General features: G+C 46.2%; 20 protein-coding genes. 7 read left to right on the top strand and 13 right to left on the bottom strand.

All coding sequences use genetic code 11. The annotated features are described in order from the left end of the window. Positions 1 to 169 precede the first annotated feature (169 nt). Positions 170 to 1,198: a YgfZ/GcvT domain-containing protein gene (locus tag ACMCM8_RS04605; RefSeq protein ID WP_412725920.1), complete on the top strand. Its 1,029-nt coding sequence runs from the start codon at positions 170 to 172 to the stop codon at positions 1,196 to 1,198. A 180-nt stretch (positions 1,199 to 1,378) separates the two neighbouring features. Then, positions 1,379 to 1,864, top strand: a complete 486-nt coding sequence (locus ACMCM8_RS04600) for an FKBP-type peptidyl-prolyl cis-trans isomerase (protein ID WP_412725918.1) — start codon at positions 1,379 to 1,381, stop codon at positions 1,862 to 1,864. Between the two features lie 58 nt (positions 1,865 to 1,922). On the opposite strand, the gene ACMCM8_RS04595 is transcribed toward ACMCM8_RS04600, so the two are convergent. Continuing rightward, positions 1,923 to 2,261 carry a P-II family nitrogen regulator gene (locus ACMCM8_RS04595; protein ID WP_412725916.1) on the bottom strand — a complete coding sequence of 113 codons (339 nt, stop codon included), beginning with the start codon at positions 2,259 to 2,261 and terminating at the stop codon, positions 1,923 to 1,925. Between the two features lie 5 nt (positions 2,262 to 2,266). Further along, entirely contained in the window at positions 2,267 to 3,100 is an 834-nt protein-coding gene (gene nadE / locus ACMCM8_RS04590) for an ammonia-dependent NAD(+) synthetase (RefSeq protein WP_412727618.1), read from the bottom strand. Between the two features lie 427 nt (positions 3,101 to 3,527). Here nadE and ACMCM8_RS04585 point away from each other — a divergent pair, with 427 nt between their 5' ends. Next, positions 3,528 to 4,112, top strand: coding sequence for a GspH/FimT family pseudopilin (locus ACMCM8_RS04585; RefSeq protein WP_412725914.1), 585 nt, complete (start codon positions 3,528 to 3,530; stop codon positions 4,110 to 4,112). Between the two features lie 26 nt (positions 4,113 to 4,138). On the opposite strand, the gene ACMCM8_RS04580 is transcribed toward ACMCM8_RS04585, so the two are convergent. Beyond that, a complete protein-coding gene (locus ACMCM8_RS04580) occupies positions 4,139 to 4,534 on the bottom strand; it encodes a type IV pilin protein (RefSeq protein WP_412725912.1) in 396 nt (131 codons plus the stop codon). A gap of 78 nt (positions 4,535 to 4,612) precedes the next feature. On the opposite strand from ACMCM8_RS04580, the gene ACMCM8_RS04575 reads away from it, so the two are divergent. The 4 genes from ACMCM8_RS04575 (at position 4,613) to ACMCM8_RS04560 (ending at position 6,983) form a co-directional block, all read left to right on the top strand. Continuing rightward, on the top strand, positions 4,613 to 5,173 hold the full coding sequence (locus tag ACMCM8_RS04575; protein WP_412725910.1) for a pilus assembly FimT family protein: 561 nt from the start codon (positions 4,613 to 4,615) through the stop codon (positions 5,171 to 5,173). Continuing rightward, positions 5,167 to 5,763: a hypothetical protein gene (locus tag ACMCM8_RS04570; RefSeq protein ID WP_412725908.1), complete on the top strand. Its 597-nt coding sequence runs from the start codon at positions 5,167 to 5,169 to the stop codon at positions 5,761 to 5,763. The genes ACMCM8_RS04575 and ACMCM8_RS04570 overlap by 7 nt, the downstream gene beginning before the upstream one ends. Continuing rightward, positions 5,753 to 6,655: a hypothetical protein gene (locus ACMCM8_RS04565; RefSeq protein ID WP_412725906.1), complete on the top strand. Its 903-nt coding sequence runs from the start codon at positions 5,753 to 5,755 to the stop codon at positions 6,653 to 6,655. The genes ACMCM8_RS04570 and ACMCM8_RS04565 overlap by 11 nt, the downstream gene beginning before the upstream one ends. Before the next feature lie 97 nt (positions 6,656 to 6,752). Then, positions 6,753 to 6,983, top strand: a complete 231-nt coding sequence (locus ACMCM8_RS04560) for a hypothetical protein (RefSeq protein WP_412725904.1) — start codon at positions 6,753 to 6,755, stop codon at positions 6,981 to 6,983. Here ACMCM8_RS04560 and ACMCM8_RS04555 read toward each other — a convergent pair. The 10 genes from ACMCM8_RS04555 to ribF form a co-directional block, all read right to left on the bottom strand. Next, positions 6,960 to 7,421, bottom strand: coding sequence for a type IV pilin protein (locus ACMCM8_RS04555; protein ID WP_412725902.1), 462 nt, complete (start codon positions 7,419 to 7,421; stop codon positions 6,960 to 6,962). The genes ACMCM8_RS04560 and ACMCM8_RS04555 overlap by 24 nt on opposite strands. 6 nt (positions 7,422 to 7,427) lie before the next feature. Next, positions 7,428 to 11,498: a PilC/PilY family type IV pilus protein gene (locus tag ACMCM8_RS04550; protein WP_412725900.1), complete on the bottom strand. Its 4,071-nt coding sequence runs from the start codon at positions 11,496 to 11,498 to the stop codon at positions 7,428 to 7,430. An 8-nt stretch (positions 11,499 to 11,506) separates the two neighbouring features. Then, positions 11,507 to 12,070, bottom strand: coding sequence for a pilus assembly PilX family protein (locus tag ACMCM8_RS04545; RefSeq protein WP_412725898.1), 564 nt, complete (start codon positions 12,068 to 12,070; stop codon positions 11,507 to 11,509). Continuing rightward, positions 12,067 to 12,915 (bottom strand): PilW family protein, encoded by an 849-nt coding sequence (locus ACMCM8_RS04540; protein WP_412727616.1) that lies wholly within the window; start codon positions 12,913 to 12,915, stop codon positions 12,067 to 12,069. The genes ACMCM8_RS04545 and ACMCM8_RS04540 overlap by 4 nt, the downstream gene beginning before the upstream one ends. 14 nt (positions 12,916 to 12,929) lie before the next feature. Further along, positions 12,930 to 13,580, bottom strand: a complete 651-nt coding sequence (gene pilV / locus ACMCM8_RS04535; protein ID WP_412725896.1) for a type IV pilus modification protein PilV — start codon at positions 13,578 to 13,580, stop codon at positions 12,930 to 12,932. A gap of 329 nt (positions 13,581 to 13,909) precedes the next feature. Next, positions 13,910 to 14,854, bottom strand: coding sequence for a 4-hydroxy-3-methylbut-2-enyl diphosphate reductase (gene ispH / locus ACMCM8_RS04530; RefSeq protein WP_412725894.1), 945 nt, complete (start codon positions 14,852 to 14,854; stop codon positions 13,910 to 13,912). A gap of 1 nt (position 14,855) precedes the next feature. After that, the gene (gene fkpB, locus ACMCM8_RS04525; RefSeq protein WP_412725892.1) at positions 14,856 to 15,323 is read right to left on the bottom strand and encodes an FKBP-type peptidyl-prolyl cis-trans isomerase; all 468 of its coding nucleotides are present in this window, start codon (positions 15,321 to 15,323) and stop codon (positions 14,856 to 14,858) included. 14 nt (positions 15,324 to 15,337) lie between these two features. Further along, a complete protein-coding gene (lspA, locus tag ACMCM8_RS04520; RefSeq protein WP_412725890.1) occupies positions 15,338 to 15,877 on the bottom strand; it encodes a signal peptidase II in 540 nt (179 codons plus the stop codon). Continuing rightward, complete coding sequence (gene ileS / locus ACMCM8_RS04515; RefSeq protein ID WP_412725888.1) at positions 15,870 to 18,689, bottom strand: isoleucine--tRNA ligase; 2,820 nt, start codon at positions 18,687 to 18,689, stop codon at positions 15,870 to 15,872. The genes lspA and ileS overlap by 8 nt, the downstream gene beginning before the upstream one ends. 167 nt (positions 18,690 to 18,856) lie before the next feature. Then, entirely contained in the window at positions 18,857 to 19,777 is a 921-nt protein-coding gene (gene ribF, locus ACMCM8_RS04510; RefSeq protein ID WP_412725886.1) for a bifunctional riboflavin kinase/FAD synthetase, read from the bottom strand. Between the last annotated feature and the right edge of the window lie 98 nt (positions 19,778 to 19,875).

Raw genomic sequence — 19,875 nt, 5'->3', positions numbered from 1 at the left:
TTTAGAAAACCGCCGTATTACTAGGTCCTATTGATGGTTGGTATACGTGTTTTGGTCTGTTTGGGAACATATTTGTCGCGCAACAGTCAGGTCTTTTTTGCCCGACTCTTGATAATTGAATCTTTTGCCATACCTTATGTGGCATAACCATTTTGTAAGAGTAACATCGATGACATCTTTAGCCACTTTGAGTGCATTACCGACGGATTTTGCCATTCCTCTACGTGACAATATGATAATTTCACTTAAAGGTGAGCAAAGCGACAGCTATCTGCATGGACAGATTACCGTCAACGTCAACAAGCTCTCTGAGGGCAACGCTCGTCATTACGCCCATTGCGACAATAAAGGTAAAACTTGGTCAGTGGGATACGTGATGAGGCATAAGGACGCATTACTGATGTTAACCAATGCTGATGCGGGCGCACACTCCCTCGCCCAACTCAATAAATACGGCGTATTTTCTAAAGTGGACATCACTGATGCAACCAACGATTTCACCGCTATATTAATTTCTCAATCTGCCGCGAGTAAATTACTAGGTGATATTTTCCCCACAACTGACTTTTCCCACTTACCTCCTTCTTGGGAGTCTAACTCAAGTCTTTTCGCCGCTAACTCAGAGTACGGTGTTGTGTTTAACAGTGGTTTTCAGCGAGGTGCAGTAATAGCCGTGCTCACTAAAGAAGCGGCTCAACGGGTTATGTCACGTTTAGAAGAACAGCAAGTATGTGAATATGACCAAGTGGTCTTTAACGCACTACAGATTGAGAGCGCTCACGCCACATTGGATGAAGAGAACGTAGCTGAATACGTGCCTCAAATGATAAATATGCACGCACTTCATGCCATTGACTTCGACAAGGGCTGTTATATGGGGCAAGAGGTGGTTGCGCGAACGCGATTTCTGGGTAAAAACAAACGTGCTGCCTACCCTTTTAAATTGAGTGAGTCTGTGGAGATCTCTTCTCAAGAAACCTTGGAGAAGCAACTTGGAGACAATTGGCGCGTAGCCGGGAAAATTATCAGCTCAGCCACCTTAGCCAATGAAACCTGGCTTATGGCAGTGCTCACCAACGACACACAATCTCAAGATTTACACAGGTTAACTGGAAATCATGAGATTACCTGTTACCCTATTGACTTGCCCTACGATATTGAACAGCAGGCGAGCAATATTGTAAGAAAACGCCGCTAAGCAGTACTAGGGTTGGTTGATCTTTGCTGCGTTTTGTTGCAGCGCTCTGTGCGCTACCCGAAGGGGTCGTCATGGAAGCCTTTTAAAGTAAAACTTGTACACTAAAGATCAACATGCCCTAATTAAAGTGTACTGCATTACATTCATTAGCCCTGATATTGGGCCAAAATAGGATCAGATATGACTATTACCTCAGACAGCGTCGTCACGCTACATTACACGGTCTCAACCGAAGACGGCACAACGCTTGACTCTTCAGAAGGCAAATCGCCATTAGTTGTGTTGCTTGGACGCCGTTTCCTCATTGAGGGATTAGAGGACGCCTTAATTGGCAAATCAAAAGACGAATCTTTTAACGTCTCGGTTACGCCTGAAAAAGCCTATGGCGAACGAGTAGACGAATTAGTGCAAACTGTGCCGCGTTCTATGTTTGAAGGCATGGACGTGGATGTGGGTATGTCATTTAGAGCGACCACCCCACAAGGTGAACAATCGGTAATCATTATCGAAACCACTGATGAAGAAGTGGTGGTAGATGGTAATCATCCATTAGCAGGTCTGCCCTTGACGTTTGACGTTACGGTAGTCGACGTTCGCGAACCGACAGCAGAAGAGCTTGAGCACGGTCACGTGCATGGTGAAGGCGGTTGTGGTCACGACCACTAATTTTGATGAAATTAAAAAGGGGAGCAGATGCTCCCCTTTTCTTTGGCAAGCTAAAACACTAAATCGCTTCTTCGTTTTGCTCTCCGGTACGAATACGTACGGCAGTTTCAACGTTATAAACAAAGATCTTACCATCTCCGATTTTGCCGGTTTTTGCTGACGTTTGAATTGCTTCAACGGCCTGCTCAACTTGCCCATCGTCAAGCACCAGTTCAATCTTAATCTTGGGTAAAAAGTCAACTTGGTATTCAGCACCGCGGTACAACTCGGTGTGCCCTTTTTGACGACCAAACCCTTTTACTTCAGACACTGTCATTCCAGCAATACCGACTTCCGCTAACGCTTCCCTGACGTCGTCCATCTTAAATGGCTTGATGATAGCTTCAATTTTTTTCATGACTATTACTCATCGTAAATGGTTGGAATAGGTACGCGTTTATGTTGCGTACGTTCGTATATATAAAGTAGTTTCTCTGACACTTCTGCAGCCACAGGTTTGCCTTCGAGAAAGTCATCAATTTGATCGTACGTCATACCCAGCGCCTGTTCATCGGCCTTCTGTGGAGCCAGAGATTCTAAATCTGCCGTGGGAGCTTTAGTAATCACATTGTGGGGAGCACCTAAATAGGCAGCTACTTCACGTACCTGACGTTTACTCAACCCAAATAATGGCGCTAAATCACAGGCACCATCCCCATATTTGGTATAAAAACCGGTGATGTTCTCTGCCGAATGATCCGTACCAAGTACCAGACCGTCCACCATCCCTGCGATTTCGTATTGGATCACCATACGAGTACGGGCTTTGACATTGCCTTTAACAAAGTCTTTTTTCTCATCACTTTCGGGTAATAAATTAGTTTGATTCAGTGCTTCACAGGTTGATAGATGAATAGCATCAGCACCAGGCTGCACATTTACAGTTACAGCATGCGTTGGCTGAATAAATTCAATGGACTTTTGTGCATCTTCTTCATCTGCCTGAGTGTCATAGGGCAGCCGGACGGCAATGAACTGATAGTTTTCATGCTTTTCCTGATTTAACTCATCAACTGCAAGCTGTGCGAGGCGTCCTAGTGTACAGGAATCAATTCCACCACTGATACCAAGCACCAGCGCATTAAGACCTGACCTAAGTAACTGCTTTTTGATAAACGAGACTCGTCGAGCCACTTCATATTCAACATCAATTTCAGGCAGCACTTTCATTTCTTCAATAACTGCTTGTTTTTGCATCATAATATCCACGTAATGTTAAGGCGTCCTGACGGTAGAGTGTACGATAATATCGACCGCGATGTTAGTGTAATCCTACCTTGTTCTTGTTCATATTTTTAGCGACAAGGTAGAAGCCTTTAGCCTATGGGACGAAAAGCCCTAGCCTATGGGGTAAAACCCCTTTAGCGTTTGGGTATAGTGCCTTCAGCCCATGGAGTCAAAACACACTTAGTTTATTGAGCGCGTGGTTTGACCCATTCATATCTTATAAAAATGTATGTATGGCAAGGCATGCGCTATTGGGTTTATTAATACCCAATTGGTCATTATTTAGTTTACCCTATATTAACGCGCTCTGTTTTGTAGTTTGAGCTGTTTCTTCATTTGAAAAGGCAAAAAAAAGTGCACAGCGCCAAAGACACCCCGGATTTAAGAGAATATATATATGAGAACGACGGCAGCCCTACATTATCCCATATTGTCCCTCCCCAGACAGACAGGGCTGACTTTATTGGAAATGTTAGTGGCAGTTGCGGTGCTTGCCATCATTCTGACATCTGTCGGCCCCAGTATTCAAAGTATCTTAATAAAAAATCGTGTCACTTCTGACTTAAACAATCTCAGCGCACTTGCCCAGCACGCCCGTTTTACAGCTGTTAATGAGCAGGTAGACGTTACCCTGTGCCCCACCGAAAATTACCTCGCCTGTTTAAATGACTGGACGTTAGCCAAAATGGTGTTTATTGATGACAATCAAAACGGGGCGCGAGAGCAAAGTGAATCACTGATCATGGCTAGCGACCCATTCAAACAAGCCAATACGGTATACGGTATCAATGGCGCATTGGTATTCGACGAGCAGGGAGGCATTAATCAAGCTGCCACCATTATCGTTTGTCCTAAAACCAATGAAGCCACTTATGCCTCTGCCTTGCTCCTCTCGTTATATGGCAGAATATCGGTGGCGATAGATAGCAACGCAGACGGTATCAAAGAGGACCTAAGCGGGACAGCGCTAAGCTGTAGTTAATATCACTCTCGTTGTTGTGTAAGTGGTTAAATCCAACAGTGTTGAGGATAAATACCTTTCTGCGTAATGGTTAGTGTTTTACACCTCGCCCCATTGTTCAAAAAGTCTTGCCTCACAGTAAAGGCAAACCCTTCACTGAGGTTTTCAGTTTCACTAAGAGACACGCCATCTACATCAAGCCTTGGCAATGCAGATAGCCGGTAATATTGACCTGATCGCAACCAGCTACGAGATTGCATAGCCTGCACCTTAAGCAAGTAACTTTGAACTTTTAATCGCTTAACTTTAGATCCAGAGTGGGAAAATGCTTGTGACATAGCCGCCAAGACAATACCGATGGCAGCTGTGACAACAAGGATTTCGACTAGCGTATAGCCTTGATTAAATGGCCATGAGCCAATTCGATGACGTTTACCTTCCATAGTACAGCTTTCCTGCGTGCATTTTCTCGATACAGTGAGCGTACTAATACACGTCACTGAATTTAACCGGCCTTGAGTATGGTTTTAGTCACAAACACAAATAACAACACTAAGCGCAACCTGACTCGCAGTCGCTGCTTTTTAGGCTACAGCCTACTGGAGTTGATGCTAGCCATTTCCCTATTTACCCTACTCACTGCCTTCGCTGCGCCGTCGTTTGTAACGTATCGGGAGCAAGTACACTTCTTACAAGCCGTGGATAACATTGCTCAATTGGCCAAAACAGCAAGGACACTCGCATTGACCTTGCAACAACCCATGTACTTTATTGTCAATATTCACAACGACAGCTGTGTCGCGTTAAGCGAATATGAGTATTGTGACTGCAATACTCTAAACAGCTGTGCAAGCGACCATGTTTTACAGCCGCGGGCTCAACTTTCTGACGATATATGGTTGAGCACGACTCAAAACCACAATACGAAAGTCATTTTTAATTCACTGGGGGCGGTACATTTTGGTAGCAGTACCACGCTGACGGTATCGTCCTCGCAATATAATGCCAAAGTCACCATTAGTTCTTTGGGAAGGGTAAAAGCCTGTTCCCAGCAGATACTCAGAGGGATCGCTCGATGCTGAGCCGCGCTGGATTAAGCTTCACTGAACTGTTAGTCGCGTGTGCCATCGCTACTTTGGTGATGTCATTTTCTACGCGTCAAACTGCGATGTTGCATCACAGCTTAATCACATTGCAACAGGAGGCAGCCTTAAGCGACGAAATGCGTACTTTGCGCCAGGTTATATCCCAGCAACTGCGCAATGCAGATTATGTTATGAGAGAGCGTTTCTCCATACCCGCTAATGGCTCTCCTGTTGTCAGCTCGGTCCGCGTTAGTCATTACCCTTCAGAGGACGAAAACAGCTGTATTACCTTCGCCTATGACAAAAATAACAATGGGCGAATTGCCGTAGAAGAAAATGAATGGCTGGGATTTAGACTGCGCAGTGCAGCAATTGAATACCGAGTTTCGGGTAAACATTGTGAAGACGTCGGGTGGCATGATCTTACTGATCCGCGGACAACCCACGTACACACCTTTGCCGTTGACCTTGTAAATAGAACAGTGTGGGGACGCCAATATCGAATAACACTGCATGCATCGGCCAAAAAACATGACAATGTCATCAGCCAAAGTCAGTTTGTCGTGGGTGTGCACAATGCCCGCTAATTCTCTGAGCAAAGCGATTTACTCTCGTGGAACCCCTATATGGCAATTACAACGACAGCGAGGTATCGTCGTCCTGTCCATCATCATCACTTTATTAACTATCCTGGTTTACCTTTGTATGGTGACAGCCCAACATATCCAACTATTTACTCGTGTAGAGACTGTGATCAGCACCAATACACTGGCACGACTGGAAGCAAAGGCTGTGATAAGGGATATCATTGACAGATTACACCTGACCACAGTAGCCGAATTAGCCCCCTCCTATACTGGTGTAGAGACTGAAATTCACTCCCTTGAACTCGTTGGAGATCAACAGCAGTCGCTGCAACAACTGAACGTATCCGTACATTCAAGTATCAATAATATTCGCTATACTGCGCGCTTTCTTCGCTATCCGTCACTCCTTCGCTTACCTAAACCACAACACCTCTCATCGCCTGATGAAAACATCAGTCAATGGCTTTTTAATCGCGAAAAAGTCGAATTTACACCAACTTATTTTCCTGCATTTCAGTACGTGGAAAACTGTGACCAGTTTAGTCAGACTGGGGCTTTCTGGGTGAAAGGGCATTGCGAAATAGACAAGCACAATACAGCCTTAAATAACACAACCACCCCTGTTCTAATGATAGTTGAAGACGGCGATATCGTGCTAAAACAAGGGGCGCAATTCAAGGGACTCATTGTACATTTATCTGACGATGCCCGTACCTACCAATTTCGCATTAAAACAGGTGCCGCTTTCTACGGCGCGTTCGTTTCAAATACAACAGTAGATAAATTGATAGCGGGCACTATAACGTACTCCAGTGATACGCTAGGTTCTCTGCAACATGACCCTGCGCTGTATAAAATTATCCCCATTCCTGGAAGTTGGTATGCCGATTAAAGTGAATTCAGCTCGGGTTAAACGCCTACGTATACTAAAGCCTTTCCCTCTCGCTGTCACAATACACAATCAAAGGTGTTTGACAGGAGGCGCCCTCGTGGAAGTGATGGTAGCAATAGTTTTCTTTGTGACAACGGCGACTTTTGTACTCGATAGCCAAATTCAAACTCGGCTTCTTTGGCAAACTCTATCAGAAACATCGCTTACCCAACGCCAAATGGAAGAACAGAAATTAAGCCAAACACTACGTGATGACTATGACCAAAAATGGGAAGATATCAGTGCATTTGGTCAGATTGAAGCATTAGCACGACCAACAGAATTCTGACGTTTCCAAATTACCGTTATTGTTTTTATCCCACCCTTTGCGACCATCACTGAAATAGAACAGCGCACCATCATTCGCCTGCCCTGTTCCCGCCACGGGCGTGGCCTTTAATTGATAGCTGATTGCGTCAGCGGCAACAATAGTTAAGTCATAACGCTTATTAGCTTCTGGTTCTGACGACGGGGAATAACTGGCAAAGATCGCAGGAGTCCCTGAATTGCCACCACTGCTTGCCGCTCCTTCATAACTGAACAGGCTACTGTGATGGCGCTCCATTGCCGACGCAAGGGCAAGCAAATCTGCCTGCCCAGTCCCTCGGTATCCATCTGCGACCACATTTTGGTACGAAGGATAAGCCACTGCTGCAACAATACCTATGATGGTTACCACTATCATGAGTTCAATTAGTGAAAAACCAGATTGTTGTGTGGAGATCATGCTTGTTTACTCTCGCTCAGTTTCAGAATGCCAGCTACCTCTTTGTATACGCTCAAAGCGCCCATAAATGTTCTCAGCTAAACACTCAAAGGCAGAAGTACAGGCTTTATTCGTACCGTTTTCATCCACTTCTATCACCGCAGATACACACTCCGTGCCTAAACAAACCACGGGGCTGACAATATCCTCAATTAAAATCTTTGTTTCAGGGGCAATACCGGTTTGTTTGAGCTCTGCCACTCTATCACCATCATCAAGGACCCCGTTATTATTTAAATCACTGACCGCGTTGCCATTGAACATACTGACAAGATAAGCACGACTATTACCGGTAGGAGGGGCGCATGCACTGGTACTGCTAACGGCTGGCACATAGGTGGTAAAGAAGACTTTATAATCGAGAATGAGCGGTGAGGACAATACTTTTTCGCCGTTCGTGGTCAAATTTAATAACCAGCCGGCCTTATTGGCAAACGTCTGCGCAGCCAGCTCGCGTTCACTTTCCACACTACTGGTAAGTGCGTGACTGGTGGCATTATATAAATCGCTTTCACCCACTGTTGTCATAAACACGAAATCACCATTGCTATCGCGGTTGAACACACCATCGTCTTTTATCATATAAAAGTTATCTTCAACCACGGTATCTAAAGGAGATGCTCGCCATCCACTTCCCAGCGCGATGCCATAATACAATTCGTCACCCAATGCGATTTCAGTCACATCAGGGCCGTAATAAAAGCGGCGATTCGTTTCAGCGGTATCTCCACCCAAATCGGCGATGCGCGCGCCCTTGATAAAGTCTTGACCTGATTGTCCATTGTAAATATCAAGCCTAAATAGCTGCCCCCCCGTATCGGCAACATACATGTGGTCGGCATAACCGTCGTTGTCTCTGTCAATAACAGAAATTCGGCCAGGAATACTGTAGTTCATAGTAGCAAGATTGAGATCGGCGTCGGCATTACTGGCATGCCAAAGTAAACTGCCCGTATCTGCGTCAAACATAAACACGGCATTGCCCACACCGTCGCTGGCCCTAACCGTTCTGTCGTCTTGCGCGTCGTCATAGCCCCCACCAACAATCATGACATTTTTATCCTGATTGCCCATTTTCACTTTGGTCAGCGTAGGGCGAGACCAGGTTTGCCCCAATTTCACCAAACTGTTTACCCCCCCTTCTATAGTGAATTTTAGCGACGGTGAGGTTTTGTTTGTAACATCAAAGACGTAGTAATTATTACCGCCTCGACGCATGCCAACATAGAGAAATTTACTGCTGCCCACGTCTCTTAAGACCAAATCTCCATCGATGCCATATTTGTGTTCGTAAGAAGAGGTATCTTGATAAAAATGGTGTAAATTCTTCAACAGCGATTTAGGCATAATTGCGAAGTTTTCTTCACCGGTTTGCGTATCAAATGAATGCAACATACCGCGATTAGTCGCGACAAAAATAGCGGAGTCATTGGTACCGTAGTTGACTATGATAGGCTGTGAGTGGATAGGATCGCCCATCTGGGGGCGATAATCTGTGGTACTGCCGTCTCCGTCATTATCCTTTACATCTACTCCCCGTGCCCACTTAAGTAGCGCATCGCGCAACGCCTCTGCGTCCGTTTCACTTTGTATTGCAAGATCGGCAACCGTAATTGCAGTATTGTCTTCGTGTAAAGCGTTAGCACTGCGTACTATGCTCCCTACCTCATCGAATATATACATATTGCGATTGGCACCCAGTTTACTTGCCGCGCCCCCTTCGCTCACTTCGCTGCCATCGGCAAGTGTCGACCAATAGCTGTGTGAGTTCTCGGAGAAAAAGCCAGTAACACTATCCACTGCATTGGCGTTTTGCTTGTCAAGGATCTCATCGCCACTGAGTCTGTATCGCTTTAAGTTGCCAGGCCATATTGCCCCTTCACTAGGCTTGAACAACGCAAAGTAAAGTTCATCGCGATGGGTTAATCGATTCAATTGGTTCACTGCGACACCAGGCGACACAAAGGTAGCATTAATATCTTTTACCGAGCGCAGTATGGTATTAAACGCTGCCAGTAAGTCAGTGCTGTTGTCGGCTTGATAAAAACCACCACCACTTTGTAAAGCCAGCTGATTTAAAAAATTGTTTGCGTTGCTGTTTGCGGCAAAGCCAATAGTATGAGTAATAACCCGCGGACCTATGACAGAGGTATCGGTTTTACTGATATTTTTAACCAAATCTAAGCCACATTTTTCGCCGCCATTGCCCGTACATGTTTTATTTAGCAGGGCTTCTATTTTGCTGACACTGTGGTTGTTGTTTGCCTCACCGTCTGACAGTAACACGATGTGGTTGTTTGTTTGACATTGTAAATCAGAAACAGGGGAAATATACGTAGCACCGCTGGGTATCATTTCATTGATACAATCATTGCTTGATAAGTTATCTACCGAGCACCCAGAAGGTAATATGGAATCCTCTCCAAGGTAGCTACTGCGATGACTTACCCGTGTGCTGCGTCGCACCGAACTACTTACATCACTTTCTCCCCTCTTGCGACCGTAGTCCACATCACGACCACCATAGTAATTAGTGGCTTCCAGCAACGTATCCACTATGGGTGTATAGCCATTAGCACTGAGCTCATCAATTTTACTGATAAGATGCTCTCTTACCGTAGCCGTCGCGCCGGGGGTGGCTGCACCGTTAAACTTAACCACTAACCGTGGGGCTTTCGATGGAGAGCCACCGTAAGAATACGCACCGCGATAAGACACAAAATTATCCAGTACGAAGGCCATATCATTGCCAGACACCCACCCGCTGCGATCGATGATTTCTTTCACTACAACACTGATATCAGGTGTGCGGTATTGTCCATTGCTGTAAAAGTCCGGCATGGACCAGGTGATACCAGCGGTTTTAGGTAAGTCCCGCAGACGATAGCGTCGGTTAGGGTGAAAGTCCTCTGCACTATTTTCAGCCACACCTCGTATACGCATACTCGGTGACCCGTAGGTCCGGGTGCTATACGCAGTGAATTCCAAATAGGCTTGTGTTATCTCTGCCCCCTGAGGAATATTGACGTTGCGAAAACGCACGCCGATATAATCATTGTAATACGCATTAAAAGTCAGTTCGTTGCCTGTATTGGGATAACCATTGGTGTCTTCTTCTGAATTGTCTTTCGCATTGGCGACCTGATAAATTCCTTCACCCTGAATACAGCCAGTGGCGGTACTGTCATCGTAAGAAATGACCAGTTGTGGCGCTCCACTCTGCCCGACGTCGCTGGCTCTTATCAGGCGACTACTGGCGCTGTCATCGCTGCTCCCTTCGATTAATATATTGAGATTTTGACCACCACACCACGTAGGAAGATTGATAACTTCCTGAATAACGTTACTGATATCTGGCGTAGTAATCACTTCCCCTGACGCGGGAAAACTATTGTCAGTTGCCCAGGCAAGTTGAGAAGAGGTTGTCGTTCTCGTCGATAAATTATTTGGCGCTTCACTAAATGCACTACTTAAGGCCGAAGACTCCGCTGAAATAGTGAGAGAAGTACCTGCAACATTGAAATTTTCCGACGTAAATCGAAGACTGGCATGGACAATGGTTGCCCCCTGAGGAATGTTCAAGTCAGTAAAGCGCAGACCTGAAGTCACGGTTTTCAAACCACTGCTTAGCACGATATCGTTACTAGATACCGTCACCACGCCGTCTATCTCATGGGCGTCATGATCACCGCTACTGACAGACATAATAATTTCTGGTCTAACCGCTTCGTCTATATTGCGCACGGGATAAAGAATGGGGCCACCATAATCTGAAAATCGCATTAACCCTGCATTGATATTGGTGGCCGATTGCAGTGCGTCTTTTAATGCGTTCTGTACCCTTAGCATACGGGTTTGACTGGTATTGTCGTAGGAGCCCATACTTCCGGAGGAGTCCATGATAAACAACACATTGGGGTTATAAGTGACGGCACTATTGGCGTTACCCAAATAGATATCCAAATCATCACCTAAGGCAGAAAAGCCAATACAGCTGAAAAGCAGAAACGAAATAAGGTAATTGCGTAGTGTCTTCAAAATATCACCTACTGTGATGCTGGACCAAAAACCGATGCCGCCAACGTATTCGCCACTACCGACGACCTACCTGAAACCTTTCCGCATCCCCGAATAATAAATACGTGACAGTTCACGTTACTCCCCCCAATAACGTTACTCGACCCTCTGCAGGCTTGCTCACGCACAAACGCCGTTTTCGACCAACTTTTGGTCGATGTGGCGCTTTGATAACTGCCATCAAGGATATGCCTATCGCCTGTAGTGAGTCCCCCTTCGGTCATGAACCTATCTGTCCATTCACCGTCGTCAAAACAACTCATCGTATCGCTACTGGGGTCAAAAATAATGTCTTGTCTTGCCTCTGAAAGTGGATCTGTTTTAGTCTCGTCACTTAGCAAGACTTCGTCTTCTGATTCAAAAAAAACCCCGGCAATGGCAGCTTCTGCCGCATCAAACGCAAGCCCTCGCTGTTGCATAGAAACGGCCATTTTCGATTGGGACAAACTGCTGGTTACCGCGCTTACGCCAAGTACGGTAATAGAAAGGAGTACCAATAGCGCAAACACCATCACTAAACCTTGCTGCTTCATTGCGTGCTCCTCACAAAGTTTTTCATATTTCTCAGTGCCACTGTTTTAGAAAACACCTGATAGTAATGAGCGGTACTCATTGTTTGTGCTGTCTCATTGAGCAGGGCAAATTGCTGTGATTGTGTCTGTTGCACTTCATTTTGATAACTTTGTAACATCACTGCCCAACGCAAAGATACCACTTGCTGATTGCGTACCCGCAAATCATCCACTTGGTCAGCAGTAACATATTGAATGGCTTGTCCCAATGATGTGATCATAACGTCAGAAACACCATACTGAACCTGAAAACCCGCAACGTTGTCGAGCAAGGTCACGGTTTGTGGCGAATGTGTTTGGGTTTTTAGTCCTCTTAGAACCCGTCCGTCGTAGCCAGTACACTTCAGCACGGTGCCACTGACAAAATAGTAATTAACCACATGAAATTCTTTCCCTGCACTATAGCCATGCCTACTGCCCGTACAGTCCACACTACTCAATAGACTGACTACCAGTTGGTCATTTCCTCCATTGGCACCTTGCACACTGCCTAATGTGGGTGAAGACGTAAAGTCGCCCACCACGACAATCGGACGATTTTGGACATAAGCGGCTTCTGCAACCACATCAACACTGTCATCAATATTGGCTGTTATCAGGTCATAACGACCGACTTCGTAAAATTCAGCAGCAAGTCGTGACATAATAAAGCGCCCCGATTCCTGAACTTGTGCCACCGCTTGATTAAGTTTATTTGTGATACTGCTGCTGACCAGAACTTGAATAATTGCCCCAGAAATAATCAGTCCTAACGTCAGGGTGATCATGAGTTCAACTAGGGTGAATCCTCGTTGGCGAGAAGCCATTATCTTCGCAGTGCTCACAGGGTAATGTCCTTAAAAACACACCCATTACTGTCTCCCGTGTTCGGGTTACACCGTTGATTGAGCGTTGTAATTTGATTACCCGATGACGTTACAGGCCAGGTCAGTAAAATAGAAATGCGTGACCCCACACTGCAACTATAAATATCGCCAGTATTGCTATCATCACAACTTACAGCCAGTAGGGTTTGGGGATTGGTTTGCACTGCTGCACATGACAATGCCCAACCATCGTAAAGCGCCATGTCACTTTCATTGCAAACTTGCCCCTCACAATTAGGGATACTGGTGGGTCGAGATAAACAGAAACAGCGGTACGGATGACTGCCACTCTGGCAACTCAGGGATGCAAAGTTATAACTATCCGCATTGAAATAAGTATTGCTTGCTACCATTCCGTCCCCCATAGTGGCGGGACGGGCAGCTGCACGTAGGCGCTCTGCGACTTGAGTAGCGACCATTTCAGCTTGAGTCCGGCTAATGGCATCCTTATTCGCAAAAGAGCCCGTAAATTGCAGCGCCGCCACACCCAGCAAGCCGATGGCTAGAATAAACAAGGTAATAAGGATTTCTATAAGCCCTACCCCCGCCTGTTTATTCAAGCGCGCTTCGCTAATGCACTGAGTTCTCGCGTTGTGTAATACCATGGATTTGCCGTGTACTCGATGTTAAATCTGGCGCTATTAGTATAGTAAGACAATATGGTATTGCACTGGGTATCATTGGTTATCAAAACGTATATATTTGCTTTGTGTCACGTTATGACAAATAGGCTACTTTACTGATTGTATTGCTAAAACAGCGTTTCTTGATACGGTACTTCAAAATAAAAAGGTATCATCAACAATATGCATTGAAGTGTATGCAGGTAGTGCAATTAGCCCTTACTCGCGAAAGAGTAAAACAAGCGTGAGCAAGGGAAAACAAAAACACCGCCTTTAGGCGGTGTTTGCATAGTGACAGGCTTGCCTGAATGTTAACTTACTTGCTTTACGCGAAGCTCTTTAGGTACGGCAAACTCTACATTTTCTTCGCGACCAGCACGCTCAGACGCCGACACTGCGCCCCATTCTTTCAATCGGTTAACAACGCCTTGCACTAATACTTCTGGCGCTGACGCGCCAGCGGTTACACCTATGTGCTCCACGCCGTCTAACCATTCTTTTTGAATACAGTTAGCATCGGCAATCAAGTGGGCCTTTGCCCCTATTTTTTCAGCAAGTTCACGAAGCCTGTTTGAATTTGAACTGTTTTGCGCACCAACTACCAGTAACACTTCACAGTCTTGTGCTAAATCTCTTACGGCATCCTGGCGATTTTGCGTGGCATAGCAGATATCGTCTTTACGCGGGCCATTTATTTGTGGAAACTTCGCGCGCAACGCGTCAATAACATCCGCGGTATCGTCTACCGATAATGTGGTTTGGCTGCAATAGTAAAGGTTTGCAGGATCTTTAACTTCCAAAGTAGCCACATCCGCTTCAGACTCAACCAGATAGATACCGCCTTCATCGTTACTATACTGCCCCATGGTGCCTTCGACCTCAGGGTGCCCAGCATGCCCAATAAGAATACACTCTGTACCAGTTTTACTTGCACGAGTCACTTCCATATGGACTTTTGTCACCAGTGGGCAGGTTGCATCAAATACCTTTAAGCCGCGACTTTCAGCCTCTTTGCGCACCGCTTGAGATACGCCATGCGCTGAAAAAATAACAATGCTGTCGTCAGGTACTTCGTGCAATTCGTCAACGAATAACGCGCCGCGCTCACGAAGGCCATCTACCACAAATTTGTTGTGCACAACTTCGTGGCGAACGTAAATTGGCGGTTCAAACATTTCCAGCGCGCGCTCCACAATCGTGATCGCTCTGTCTACGCCTGCACAAAATCCGCGGGGGTTTGCTAAGTGAATTTGCATATTAGTTCTCACCTTGAGCCGAAGCACCGGGTTTAACATCAATTATTTCTACGTCGAAGATAACCGTTTGGCCGGCCAATGGATGGTTGAAATCCACCGTTACTGAATCGCCCGCCGCACTGCGGATAATACCAGGAATTTCAGAGCCATCAGGCTGAGAAAACGCCAGAATCATCCCTTCTTCAATCTTTAAATCGGCACCAAAGCGGCTTCTGTCCATATAATGGATATTATTAGGATTGGGCTCACCGAAGGCATCGTTTGCCGCGAGTGTAAACGCCTTCTTGTCACCCTTTTTTAGCCCTAACAAACAAGCTTCAAAGTTTGGCGTCAAACTGCCATCACCCATTACCATTTTGGCAGGTTTATTGTTTACCCGAGTGCTGTCAGCGGCAGAGCCATCTTCAAGTTTCAAATCAAAGTGAAGAATAACTTCGCTGTCACTGCCAATTACTAAAGATTCTGTCATAACTTACCTGAATACTACTTGGTAGATTCACTGCGTTGAGAAGCAGTGTCTTGTGTTTCGGCATCGTTGCTTTTATCGCTACTGTTAATCATATCGAGGATTAACAAGGCAGCCCCAATAAAAATGGCGCTGTCGGCGATATTAAAAGCCGGCCAGTGATAATTATTTACGTAAAAATCGAGAAAGTCGATGACATAACCGTGAACCAGTCGGTCGTAAACATTTCCCAATGCACCGCCTAGAATAAAAGAAAATGCAATTGGCAACATTTTCTGCGACCGGGGAGACTGCTTAAGCCACCATAAAATAACGCTGCTTACAGCAATAGCGATACCGGTAAAAAACCACCGTTGCCAGCCACCTGCACTGTCGAGAAAACTAAATGCGGCACCATAGTTGTGAACATAGGTTAAATTGAAAAACGGCAACACCTGTATCGATTGATACAAAGCCATGCTGTCCATCACGGTATATTTGCTCAACTGATCCAGGATAAACGCAACGGCGCTTATCCATAGGAACCGCAAACCAGTTTGGCGAAATAGCTTAAGCATAGTGACGCGTTTCCCCGTCGCCATCAATGTTCGTCACACAGCGACCACATAATTCCTCGTGGCCCTGATGCGTACCAACATCTTCGCGATGATGCCAGCAGCGCACACATTTTTCACCGCTTGCTTTGTTTACGGTAAGCCACAGACCGTCGACCTCCGTCGCTTTGGCATCAGAAGGCGCCGAGTCAACTTTGGTTAGCGTAACACCTGAGGTAATAAGCACGAAACGCAACTCGTCTTCCAACTTAGCGAGTACGTTATACAACGACTCGGTAGCATAAAGCGAAATACTCGCTTCAAGTGAACCACCCAGTTCGCCATCTTTACGCGCCTGCTCCATCGCTTGGTTTGCGGCATCTTTAACATTGAGTACTTTGTGCCAAAGTGCATCGTTAAACGTGTCGCTTTGCGAGAAGTTGTTAAAACCTTCGTACCAGGTTTCAGTAAACACAAACTCGCTGCGCTCGCCCGGTAAGGTTTCCCAGATTTCCTGTGCAGTAAAGCTGGTAATTGGTGCCATCCAGCGAACCAAGGCTTCGATGATGTGGTACATCGCCGTTTGGCATGAGCGACGGGCAAGGCCATCTGCTTTTGCCGTGTACTGACGGTCTTTAATCACGTCTAAATAGAACGAGCCCAATTCAATTGAACAGAAGTGAGTAAGCTTCTGCGACACTACGAGCAGGTCGTAGTTGTCATACGCTTCGATAAGTTCTTCCTGAAGTGCTTTGGCACGGGCAACAATCCAGCGATCAAGCGCGACCATATCTTCTTCTGCAACCGCATCTTCAACGTTGAAACCGTTGAGATTAGCTAGCAGGAAACGCGCAGTGTTACGTACACGGCGGTAGCCATCGGCAGCGCGCTTTAAGATCTCATCCGATACCGCAATTTCACCGCGGTAATCAGTAGACGCCACCCACAGGCGAAGAATGTCTGCACCTAACTTGTTAGTGACTTCCTGCGGTGCAACAACATTACCTACCGACTTCGACATTTTTCTGCCGTGTGCATCTACGGTAAAGCCGTGGGTGAGCACTTCTTTATAAGGCGCGTGGCCGTGCATTGCTGTTGATGACATGAGCGAAGACATAAACCAACCGCGATGCTGGTCAGAACCTTCGAGATACAAATCGGCAGATGCAGGAATATCGTCACGACGATCTACAACAAAATAGTGCGTCACGCCTGAGTCAAACCATACGTCTAAAGTGTCAGTGACTTTTTCATAGTTGTCTAGCTCGCTGCCAAGCAGTGCTGCATCATCTAGATCCCACCACGCTTGAATGCCTTTCGCTTCCACTTCTAGTGCAACTTTTTCCATCAATGCAGCAGACTCTGGGTGAATTTCACCGGTAAGTTTGTGCACGTATAAAGGAATAGGCACGCCCCACGTACGTTGACGTGAGATACACCAGTCAGGACGACTTTCAACCATTTTTTCAATGCGGTTTTGACCCCAGTCAGGGATCCACTTCGTCTTTTTAATTTGCTCAAGCGAAGCAGCGCGCAACCCTTTTTTGTCCATGCTGACAAACCACTGAGGTGTCGCACGGAAAATGATAGGGGTCTTATGGCGCCAGCAGTGAGGGTAGCTGTGCTCGTATTTTACATTTAAGACAAGGTTACCCTTTTCTTTTACCGTTTCGATAATTTCATCATTGGCTTTAAACACAAACTGACCCGCAAACAGCGGTGTATTTTCAAGGTATACGCCGTTGTTACCTACCGGATTGTACACTTCAATATCGTACTGCTTACCCACATTGAAATCGTCTACACCGTGCGCAGGTGCAGTATGTACGCAGCCTGTACCAGACTCAGTAGTCACGTGGTCGCCAAGAATTAGCGGCACTTCCAGGTCTAAGAATGGGTGATTGACTTTAAGCTTATCAAGAGCCGCACCAGTACAGGTTGCGACTTCGCGGAAGTCTTCCACGCCATAGCGTTTCATACAGCTTTCTAGCAAGTCTTGTGCAACCACCAGCCACTCACCAGAGGGCTGAACTTCTACAATCGCATAAGTAAGCTCTGGGTGTAAGCTGATTGCGCGGTTAGCAGGTAACGTCCACGGCGTGGTGGTCCATATCACAACGCCTGCTTTGTGTGTAGTTAAGTCAGCATCAGTCACGCCAAACGCTTCTGCAATAGCTGCCACATCAGCCACTGGGAACTTAACGTCGATTGCAGGTGATACTTTGTCTTTGTATTCCACTTCAGCTTCGGCAAGTGCCGAACCACAGTCTGTACACCAGTGAACAGGCTTAAAGCCCTTTTCAAGGTGGCCTGAATCGACAATTTTACCCAGCGCGCGGATGATGTCGGCTTCAGATTTGAAATCCATGGTTTTGTATGGGTTGTCCCATTCACCAAATACACCCAAGCGTTTAAAGTCAGCCATTTGGCCGTCAATTTGCTTTTGCGCGTATTCGCGACACTTTTGACGAAATTCAGCAGCCGTGACTTTCTTACCCGGCTTGCCGACTTTCTTTTCTACCATTAATTCAATCGGCAGACCGTGGCAATCCCAACCCGGCACGTAAGGTGAATCGAAATCCGATAAGTTCTTTGACTTTACAATGATGTCTTTAAGAATTTTGTTAACCGCATGACCAATGTGAATGTCGCCATTTGCATAGGGAGGGCCATCGTGAAGAATGAAAGGTTTTTTGCCCTTCTTCGCTTCACGAATTTTGCTATATACCCCTTTTTCCTGCCAGTCTTTAAGCATTTTCGGCTCTCGCTGAGCAAGATTACCGCGCATAGGAAACGCGGTTTCTGGAAGGTTCAATGTGGCTTTGTAATCACTCATAAAATTGTATTATCCGGTTACCTTAGATTTCACCCAATGTCCAACGACATTGTAAAGGCGTTATATGTTCTGCGTTCTTTTTGACAGAGCGTCACAAAAAAGCGCTATGTTCTGATCAGCACAATACGCAAACACGCTCGCGTTTGCCGTGACTTTATCACGTTTATCTATGCTAATAACAGACGCGCCTTCGCCGCGTCTGCCTGAATTTGCTGTTTTAATGCTTCAAAGGAAGCAAATTTAATTTCGTTGCGGATCTTCGCAACGGGAACAACGGTAATGGGTTTGCCATACAAGTTTGATGACAAATCAAATATATGCACTTCTAGCTGATTGCGTTCACCGTTTAATGTCGGTCGTGTGCCAATATTCGCTACCCCGTTGAGCTGCTGATTATCAACCGCTACTCGAACGGCAAACACACCATGGATGGGTGTTTTCTGTCGCTTTAACAGCACATTCGCCGTAGGGAAGCCAATAGTACGCCCTTTCTTCTCACCGTGTACTACACGGCCGTGAATAGCAAAGGGGCGGCCTAACATGTCAGTGGCCAACTGAAAATCACTCTCAGCCAGCGCTTCTCGCACTGCGGTAGAACTTATTCGGTGTGCATGCATGGTAAAACTGTGCGTACTTACCACTTCAAACCCATATGCCTTACCCGCTTTTTCCAGCATGGCGAAATCGCCGCTGCGGCCATTGCCAAAACGAAAATCATCGCCGACGACGAGAAACTTGACCCCTAACTTATCCACCAGTAAATCGTGGACAAAGGTGTCAGCACTCTGCCTGGCAAAATCAGCGTTAAATCGCACCGCAAGTAACCTGTCTACACCCTGCTGTTTGAGTAATTCGTACTTTTCTCGAAGCGGACTGATACGCGCGGGGGCTTGTGCTGGCGTAAACACCTCTTCAGGCTGAGGCTCAAATACCATAACGGTGGCAGGTAATGAAAGGGATTTAGCCTTTTCAAGCACATTGGCGAGCACTGCCTGATGGCCGCGATGGACTCCATCGAACTTGCCAATAGTGAGCACACACCCTTTATGATGCGGTTTTACGTTGTTGAGCCCGCGGATAAGTTCCACTGTTAGCCACTACCCTTTAACTGCTGAAAAATCAAAGCTCGCGATTATAGCCGACCGCGCGCGCAATACCAAGCGCCAGCATTGGCAAATGCCTGACA

It is taken from the genome of Alteromonas sp. D210916BOD_24, assembly GCF_047159385.1.
Classification (GTDB): domain Bacteria; phylum Pseudomonadota; class Gammaproteobacteria; order Enterobacterales; family Alteromonadaceae; genus Alteromonas.
This window is presented reverse-complemented; position numbering and strand designations above follow the sequence as displayed.

Bases quoted from the DNA above. Each gene is read 5' to 3' on its own strand.
- ACMCM8_RS04585 (WP_412725914.1), top strand. From the start codon at position 3,528: ATGAGAACGACGGCAGCCCTACATTATCCCATATTGTCCCTCCCCAGA.
- ACMCM8_RS04605 (WP_412725920.1), top strand. From the start codon at position 170: ATGACATCTTTAGCCACTTTGAGTGCATTACCGACGGATTTTGCCATT.
- ACMCM8_RS04565 (WP_412725906.1), top strand. From the start codon at position 5,753: ATGCCCGCTAATTCTCTGAGCAAAGCGATTTACTCTCGTGGAACCCCT.
- ACMCM8_RS04600 (WP_412725918.1), top strand. From the start codon at position 1,379: ATGACTATTACCTCAGACAGCGTCGTCACGCTACATTACACGGTCTCA.
- nadE (WP_412727618.1), bottom strand. From the start codon at position 3,100: ATGCAAAAACAAGCAGTTATTGAAGAAATGAAAGTGCTGCCTGAAATT.
- fkpB (WP_412725892.1), bottom strand. From the start codon at position 15,323: ATGACAGAATCTTTAGTAATTGGCAGTGACAGCGAAGTTATTCTTCAC.
- pilV (WP_412725896.1), bottom strand. From the start codon at position 13,580: ATGGTATTACACAACGCGAGAACTCAGTGCATTAGCGAAGCGCGCTTG.
- ileS (WP_412725888.1), bottom strand. From the start codon at position 18,689: ATGAGTGATTACAAAGCCACATTGAACCTTCCAGAAACCGCGTTTCCT.
- ACMCM8_RS04545 (WP_412725898.1), bottom strand. From the start codon at position 12,070: ATGAAGCAGCAAGGTTTAGTGATGGTGTTTGCGCTATTGGTACTCCTT.
- ACMCM8_RS04555 (WP_412725902.1), bottom strand. From the start codon at position 7,421: ATGATCTCCACACAACAATCTGGTTTTTCACTAATTGAACTCATGATA.
- ACMCM8_RS04570 (WP_412725908.1), top strand. From the start codon at position 5,167: ATGCTGAGCCGCGCTGGATTAAGCTTCACTGAACTGTTAGTCGCGTGT.
- ACMCM8_RS04595 (WP_412725916.1), bottom strand. From the start codon at position 2,261: ATGAAAAAAATTGAAGCTATCATCAAGCCATTTAAGATGGACGACGTC.
- lspA (WP_412725890.1), bottom strand. From the start codon at position 15,877: ATGCTTAAGCTATTTCGCCAAACTGGTTTGCGGTTCCTATGGATAAGC.
- ACMCM8_RS04540 (WP_412727616.1), bottom strand. From the start codon at position 12,915: ATGGCTTCTCGCCAACGAGGATTCACCCTAGTTGAACTCATGATCACC.
- ACMCM8_RS04575 (WP_412725910.1), top strand. From the start codon at position 4,613: ATGGTTTTAGTCACAAACACAAATAACAACACTAAGCGCAACCTGACT.
- ACMCM8_RS04580 (WP_412725912.1), bottom strand. From the start codon at position 4,534: ATGGAAGGTAAACGTCATCGAATTGGCTCATGGCCATTTAATCAAGGC.
- ispH (WP_412725894.1), bottom strand. From the start codon at position 14,854: ATGCAAATTCACTTAGCAAACCCCCGCGGATTTTGTGCAGGCGTAGAC.